Source organism: Halorubrum sp. Ea1 (assembly GCF_002252965.1).
Taxonomy (GTDB): Archaea; Halobacteriota; Halobacteria; order Halobacteriales; family Haloferacaceae; genus Halorubrum.
The window spans coordinates 1-7,096 of record NZ_NHPG01000126.1; the positions used below are offsets into that span (position 1 = coordinate 1).

The 7,096-nt window shown below is 72.3% G+C and carries 7 protein-coding genes; 6 read left to right on the forward strand and 1 reads right to left on the reverse strand.

Annotated features, from left to right (window positions below):
- Positions 1-1,163: AGE family epimerase/isomerase (locus tag DJ73_RS15690; RefSeq protein WP_094558422.1), on the reverse strand; the 1,163-nt coding region annotated here is incomplete at its 3' end.
- A 140-nt stretch (positions 1,164-1,303) separates the two neighbouring features.
- On the opposite strand from DJ73_RS15690, the gene trxA reads away from it, so the two are divergent.
- From trxA to DJ73_RS15720, 6 genes are all read left to right on the forward strand, one after another.
- Complete coding sequence (trxA, locus tag DJ73_RS15695) at positions 1,304-1,645, forward strand: thioredoxin (protein ID WP_094558423.1); 342 nt, start codon at positions 1,304-1,306, stop codon at positions 1,643-1,645.
- The gene (locus DJ73_RS15700; RefSeq protein WP_254921683.1) at positions 1,646-2,800 is read left to right on the forward strand and encodes an aminotransferase class V-fold PLP-dependent enzyme; all 1,155 of its coding nucleotides are present in this window, start codon (positions 1,646-1,648) and stop codon (positions 2,798-2,800) included.
- Positions 2,801-2,884: 84 nt separating this feature from the next.
- Complete coding sequence (locus DJ73_RS15705) at positions 2,885-3,445, forward strand: class I SAM-dependent methyltransferase (RefSeq protein WP_094558424.1); 561 nt, start codon at positions 2,885-2,887, stop codon at positions 3,443-3,445.
- Between the two features lie 96 nt (positions 3,446-3,541).
- On the forward strand, positions 3,542-4,642 hold the full coding sequence (locus DJ73_RS15710; protein WP_094525230.1) for a DoxX family protein: 1,101 nt from the start codon (positions 3,542-3,544) through the stop codon (positions 4,640-4,642).
- A gap of 63 nt (positions 4,643-4,705) precedes the next feature.
- Complete coding sequence (locus tag DJ73_RS15715; protein ID WP_094558425.1) at positions 4,706-5,995, forward strand: glucose-6-phosphate isomerase; 1,290 nt, start codon at positions 4,706-4,708, stop codon at positions 5,993-5,995.
- A gap of 115 nt (positions 5,996-6,110) precedes the next feature.
- Positions 6,111-6,839, forward strand: coding sequence for a CPBP family intramembrane glutamic endopeptidase (locus DJ73_RS15720; protein ID WP_094525232.1), 729 nt, complete (start codon positions 6,111-6,113; stop codon positions 6,837-6,839).
- Positions 6,840-7,096 lie beyond the last annotated feature (257 nt).

The following is a 7,096-nucleotide window of genomic DNA, read 5'->3' on the forward strand; positions in this document are numbered from 1 at the left end:
GCGTCGCCGCGCGCCGCCGCCCGCTCCGCGAGCGCCGCGGCTGCCCCGATCGCCTCCGCGAGCGCCCAGCCGTACCGGTCCTCGACGAGCGGAGTCCCGTCGGCGGCGTGGGTGTAGACGAACCCGTTCTCCGTCCAGCCGTGATCGACGGCGGCGTCGAACAGCTCGGCGGCGCGCTCGTCCCAGCCGTCGCCGGAAGGGCCGTCGGTGCCGCCGTCGGCGTCGCCGGAAGGGCCGTCGGTGCCGCCGTCGGCGTCGCCGGAAGGGCCGTCGGTGCCGCCGTCGGCGTCGCCGGAAGGGTCGTCGGCATCGGCGGCGCCTCCCGCGCCCCCCGGCCCGTCGGCGTCGTACCGGTCGAGGAGCGCGAGGAGCTTCGCCCACTCCGCGTGGTGACCCGGCTGGTACCCCGGTGGGCGGAACTGATGGCGGGGCTCGTCCGCGTTGTATCCGAAGTCGTGCTCCCACTCGGGGGTGTAGTGCTCCCAGAGGAGCCCGCCCGTCTCGGCGGCCAGATCGACCGTCATCGCCTCGGCGATTCGGCGCGCCCGGTCGAGGTACCGGTCCTCGCCCGTCGCCTCGTAGGCGGCGAGGTACGCCTCGCAGGCGTGCATGTTCGCGTTCTGGCCGCGATACGGCTCTACCTCGGTCCACTCGGCGTCGCAGTCGCTCCGGAGCAGCCCGGCGTCGTCGCGGAAGCGCTCCTCGATCAGCGCGTGCGTCGCCGCGACCCCCTCGCGGGCGCCGTCGATCCCGGCCTCCGCGGCGCGGGCGTACGCCAACAGGACGAACGCGTGGCCGTACGCCGATCGGGTGCGGTCGACGGGGTCGCCGTCGGCCGTGACGACGAGCCGATAGCCGCCGTCGTCGCTCCGGTGGGCCTCGCGCAGGAACGTCAGGCCGTGTTCGGCCGCCGGGACGCACCAGTCCGGGCCGTCCGCGAGGGCGCCGAGCGCGAAGTTGGCGGCCGACCGGCAGGTCGCGACCAAGTGTCGCCGGTCGCCGGTGTAGGGATCCCCCGTCTCCGGGTGGAGAAGCCGGTAGCCGCGGTCGGCGAGCGCGTCCGGGTACTGGACGCGCAGCGTCGCGAGCAGCCGCGCACGGTGCGACCGCGCCCGGCGCTCGGCGTCGGTTGACGTCGCGTCGGTCGGGCTCGCGTCGGTCATCGAGTGCAACGAGGACGCGTCAGCGCAAAATGGCTGTCGGCGGTCGCGTCTCCCGACCGGTCCGCTCGGTGACACTCTTCCACACGATATTGTACGAAACACCCAAAACTATTATCACCGCTGGAGGCGTACCTGTGGGTATGAGTTCAACCGAATCCGTTCCCGCGGAGCCGATCCAGCTGTCCGACCCCGACGAGTTCGACGACCTCGTCGCCGAGCACGGCGTGGTCCTCGTCGACTTCTACGCCGACTGGTGCGGCCCGTGCCGGATGATGGAGCCCGCCGTGGAGGCGGTCGCCGCGGACACCGACGCCGCCGTCCTGAAGGTCGACGTCGACGTCCACCAGTCGCTCGCGGGCGAGTACGGCGTGCAGGGTATCCCGACGCTGCTCGTCTTCGCCGACGGCGAGCTCGCCGACCGCATGGTCGGCGCCCAGACCGAGGACGTGCTGACCGACGCGATCGCGGAGCACGCAGCCTGAATGGCCGACCTCGACGGCGAGGTGCTGACCCGAGACGACGCGATGACGCACCGAGAGCTGCGCGCCGACGTGCCGGCGCTGGGTGAGGCGGCGTACTTCAACTTCGGCGCGCACGGCCCGAGCCCGGAGTACGTCGTCGAGGCCGCCGCCGGGTTCATCGCCGACCACGAGTACGGCTCGGCGACGACCGATCCGTACGGCCACGCCTTCGAGACGTACGAGTCGGTTCGCGAGCGGATCGCCGCGTTCGTGGGCGCCGAGCCCGAGGAGATCGCCCTCACCGAGAGCACGACCGACGGGATCAACCGGATCGCCGGCGCGATCGACTGGGAGCCCGGCGACGTCGTCGTCCGGACCGACCTCGAACACCCGGCCGGGGTCCTCCCGTGGAAGCGGCTCGAACGCGAGGGCGTCGAGGTCCGCGTCCTCGAGACCGAAGACGGCCGAGTCGACCGCGAGGAGTACGCCGAGGCGGTCGCCGACGCGCGCCTCGTCTGCTTCAGCGCGATCACGTGGACCCACGGGACGCGGCTCCCCGTGACCGAGCTCGTCGAAGTCGCGAACGAGGCCGGCGCGTTCACCCTCGTCGACGCCGTCCAGTCGCCCGGACAGGGCCCGTTGGACGTCTCGGCGTGGGGGGCCGACGCGGTCGCGGCCGCGGGCCACAAGTGGGTCCTCGGGCCGTGGGGCGCCGGCTTCCTCTACGTCGACCGCGAGACCGCCGTCGGGCTCGCGCCGCGGACCGTGGGGTACCGCAGCGTCGACGACCCGAACGCCGACGAGATCGAGTACAAGAAGGGCGCGAAGCGGTTCGAGGTCGGCTCGACGACCGCGGCCGCCCACGTCGGCCTCAGCGAGGCGCTCGACGCGATCGACGCGGTCGGGCTCGACGCGATCGAGTCGCGGATCGAGACGCTCACCGACCGGTTCAAGGAGGGCGTCCCCGAGGACCGACTCCTGAGCCCCCGAGAGTTCGAGAGCGGGCTCGTCACGGTCGACGTCGACGACCCCGACGCGACGGTCGAGCGGCTCGCGGAGCGTGACATCGTCGTGCGCTCGTTGCCGCACCCGGACGCGGTCCGCGCCTCGATCCACGCCGTCTCGACCGAGTCCGAGGTCGACCGGCTGGTCGACGCGCTCGCCGCGGAGTGGTGACGGCGGCGGGCCGTCGCGCGGTCCGCAGACGATCGCGGTCCGGCGGACCGGACTCGTTTTCACACTCGACGCTCAAGGCCTCGCATGGGTTTTCACACGTTCGACGTCGACCGAGCGTCGGAGCTGGAGCGTCCGGAAGTCCGGTACCGCTGGGTGTCCGCCGAGGAGCTCGTCGGTCCGCTCGCGGCCGCCGACGTCGAGGTCGTCGCCGACCTCGGCAGCGGCACCGGGTTCTACACCGACGACGTCGCGCCGCACGCCGAGACGGTTTACGGCGTCGACGTGCAGCCCGAGATGCACGACCGGTACCGCGAGAAGGGCGTGCCGGAGAACGTCGAACTCGTCGTGAGCGACGTGGCGGACCTCCCGTTCGCGGACGGCGAGCTCGACGCCGCCTTCTCGACGATGACGTACCACGAGTTCGCGAGCGACGCGGCGCTCGCGGAGCTCGCGCGGACGATCCGGTCCGGCGGGTCCCTCGTCACCTTCGACTGGAGCGCCGACGGCGACGGCGACGGCGGCCCCCCGACCGACGAGCGCTTCGCCGCCGTCGACGCGGTGGCGGCGCTGGAGGCGGCCGGGTTCGAAGTCGTCTCCGAATCGACGCGCACGGAGACGTTCGGCGTCGTGGCCCGGGCGCCGTAGGCGCCGGCCGTCGCGGCCGCGAAATCGCCGTCTCGCGGTCGCTCGCGAACGTCCGTGAAGAAATACCGTTAGGTGCGTCCGGCCCTTAGACGAGGTATGTCCGTTCGCTCCCGCTCGGTCGCGATCGTCGCACTCGCACTGGTCGCGACCCTCGCCGCGCGGCCGGCGGCCGCCCACGTCGACTACGTCACCGAGGGGTCGGGCGATCCCATCGACGCGGTGGCGTTCACCGCCGAGGTGCTCTCGGACCCGTTCAACGCGGCGCTGTTCGCTGGGTCCGGCCTCCTCGTGACCGCCGGGATCGCGGCGTACCTGTGGGTGCGTCCGACGATCGTCGACGTCGTGGTCCTCCGCGAGAAGCTCGCCAGCTACGGCGACCTCGTCGCGTGGATGCTGCGACTCGCCGTCGGCCTCCCGCTCGTCGGCGCCGGCTTCCAAGGGTACCTGTTCGCGCCGACGCTCTCGTTCGACACCGGGGCGAGCCCGCTCCTCCGGGTGCTGTTCATCGGGCTCGGCTTCTGTCTCCTCTTCGGGCTCGCGACCCGGATCGTCTCGACGGTTGGGCTGTTGACCTACGCGTGGGTGTTCCTCGCCGTCGACCCGATCGTCGTCCTCGCGGTGGAGTACGTCCCGGTGTTCGTCGCGCTTGCGATCCTCGGCGGCGGCCGGCCGAGCGCCGACGACATGCTGTTGGAGGTCGCGAGCACGCCGGGGTCGTACTACGGTCGGATCGATCCCGTCCATCACCTGAAGGGGTTCCTGGACGAGTCGACCGCCCCGCTACGGCGGTACGTTCCGACCGTGCTCCGGGTCGGAATGGGGATCTCGTTCGTCTACCTCGGGCTGATTCAGAAGCTCGCCGACCCCGGGAGCGCGCTGCTCGTCGTCGAGAAGTACGGCCTCACGTCGGTCGTCCCCGTCGACGCCGGACTGTGGGTCGTCGGCGCCGGGGTGACGGAGATCGCTGTCGGCGTCGCGCTGATCGCGGGCTTCTTCACCCGCGGCGCGGCCGCGCTCTCGTTCGTGCTGTTCACGACGACGCTGTTCGGGCTCCCCGACGACCCCGTCCTCGCCCACGTCGCGCTGTTCGGCATGGCCTCGGCCGTCTTCACGCTCGGCTCCGGGCCGCTCGCGTTCGACCACTGGTTCGGCCGTCCGGCGCTCGACGACGACGAGGCGGTCATCCCGGCCGACTGAGGGGAGAGGGCGGTCGGCGAGCAGAGGACCGGTTTTAAGACTCGGTCGCCCGCGTAGGGAGGTATGAACGTCGACCTCGGCAACGCACTGGAGACGACGCCCGGACTCACCGACGAGACGCTGGAGCGCCTCGACGAGCGCGTGGCGGACGCGCACGACCGGATCGACGCCGGGATGGACGGAGACGAGTTCGGCTACGCCGCGTTGACCCTGCCGGAGACGACCGACGCGGAGGCGATCCGGGCGGCGACCGACCGGTTCGACCGCCCGGAAGCCGTGCTGACGGTCGGGATCGGCGGGAGCGCGCTCGGCGCGGCGACGATCGCGAACGCCCTCGAGAGCGACGTGGACGCGTACTTCCTCGACAACGTCGACCCCGACGCGGTCGACGCGCTGCTCGACCGGCTCCCGCTCGCCGACACCGTCGTCAACGTCGTCTCGAAGTCCGGGACGACCGCGGAGACGCTCGCGAACTTCCTCGTCGTCCGCGAGGCGATGACGGAGGCGGGCGTCGACTGGACCGAGCGCACCCTCGTGACGACGGGCGAAGAGGGGAACCTCCGGGCGCTCGCCGACGACCACGACCTCCCCGCGCTCGACGTGCCCGACGGGGTGCCGGGGCGCTTCTCCGCGCTCTCGACGGTCGGGCTCGCGGTGCCGGCGCTGCAGGGCCACGACGTCGAGGCCGTGCTGGCGGGCGGGCGCGACGGCATGGCGGCCCTGTCGGGCTCGCTGTTCGAGACGCCCGCGTACGCCTACGGCGCGGCGACGTACGCCCTCGCGGAGCGCGGCGCGCTCACGAACGCCGTGATGCCGTACGCGGAGTCGCTGGAGACGTTCGCGGAGTGGTTCGCGCAGCTGTGGGCCGAGAGCCTCGGCAAGGACGGGCTCGGCCAGACCCCCGCGCGGGCGCTCGGCGCGACCGACCAGCACTCTCAGCTCCAGTTATACCGCGCCGGCCCGCCGGACAAGCTCGTGTCGCTGATCCGCCCGACTGAACGCGCGGAGACGCCGATCCCCGAGACGGACCTCGACGGGCTCGCGTACCTCGGCGGCTCGTCGCTCGGGGAGCTGTTGGACGCCGAGTTCGAGGCGACCGAGGCGAGCCTCGCGGCCGCCGACGTGCCGAACGTCCGCGTCGAGATCGACGGCGTCGACGAGCGGAGCCTCGGCGAGCTCCTCTACGGGATGGAGGCCGCCTGCGTGCTGTACGGCGAGCTGGCGAGCGTCTCGACGTTCACCCAGCCCGCGGTCGAGTGGGGGAAGAAGGCGGCTCGCGGGCTGCTCGGCGGCGGGGACTTCCCCGAGGCCGACGCCGTGGCCGACAAGCGGGAACTGCGCGTCGAGCGGTGAGGCGGCGGGGACTCGCGCGCCGGCGCGTCGCGGGCCGCCACGTCGCTCACCGACGCCGACGCGACGCAGTTCGCCTTCCGGTGCCGATAAACCCCCCCGACCCGTACGACCGCCGATGAGCGAGACGCCGCCCGAACCGATGAACAGCGTCCTCCGTCTCGCGAGCGCGGCGTTCGCGGTCCTCCTCGCGCTCCTCGTCGCCGGCGCGGTGACGACGCCCGTCTCCGAGTTCGCCGTCTCGCTCGGGCTGGTGGGTGAGGGGACGACCGGCCTCCAGGTGTTCCGGACCCTGCTGCAGTTCGTCGGGTTCCTCGTCGCGGTCGTCGGCTACCTCGCGATCACCGACCAGTGGGGGCTCGTCGGCGTCTCCCGGCCGACGCTCCGGGACGCCGGGCTCGTCCTCGGCGGCGGGCTCGCCCTGTTCGCGTTCCAGTACGGCGCGCTGTTCGTGCTCGGGGAGATCGGGCTCACGACCGGACAGAACCAGGCGGTCGTGCCAGACGGCGACCCGGTGACGTACTACCTCGTCATGGTCGCCGTCTCGCTGTTCGTCGTCGGACCGGTCGAGGAGGCCCTGTTCCGGGGCGTCGTCCAGGGCGGGCTCCGGCGCGCGTTCGACGCGGCCCCGGCGATCCTGCTCGCCAGCCTCGCGTTCGGGCTGGTTCACCTGCCCTCGGTCTCGGGGAGCCCCGGCCAGCGGTGGGCGTACGTCGCCGTCGTCGTCGTGCTCGGCGCGGTGCTCGGGGTCCTCTACGAGCGCACGGAGAACGTGGTGGTGCCCGGCCTCGCGCACGGCGTCTACAACGCCGTCATCTACGTCGTGCTCCTCGCGCAGTCGCTGTGATATGTCCCCGTCGCTGATGGGAACGCTCCAAAATCCCCAGCCGCTCGGTCGTATGTGGTTGACAGCAGATCATCGACGAACATCTCCAAAGCCCCAGCCTCGAGGGCGGCGTACGCTCGCTGCGCTCCTCAGTCGGTCGCTGTCGCTCCCTCCTTGCGGTGCTTTCGTCGCCTACGCCGCCCTCGCGGCTGCCCCTTTGAGCCCCCACCCGGCCGCACGGCACCGCAGCCTCACGCCTCCCCAGCCTCGTCGGCTCG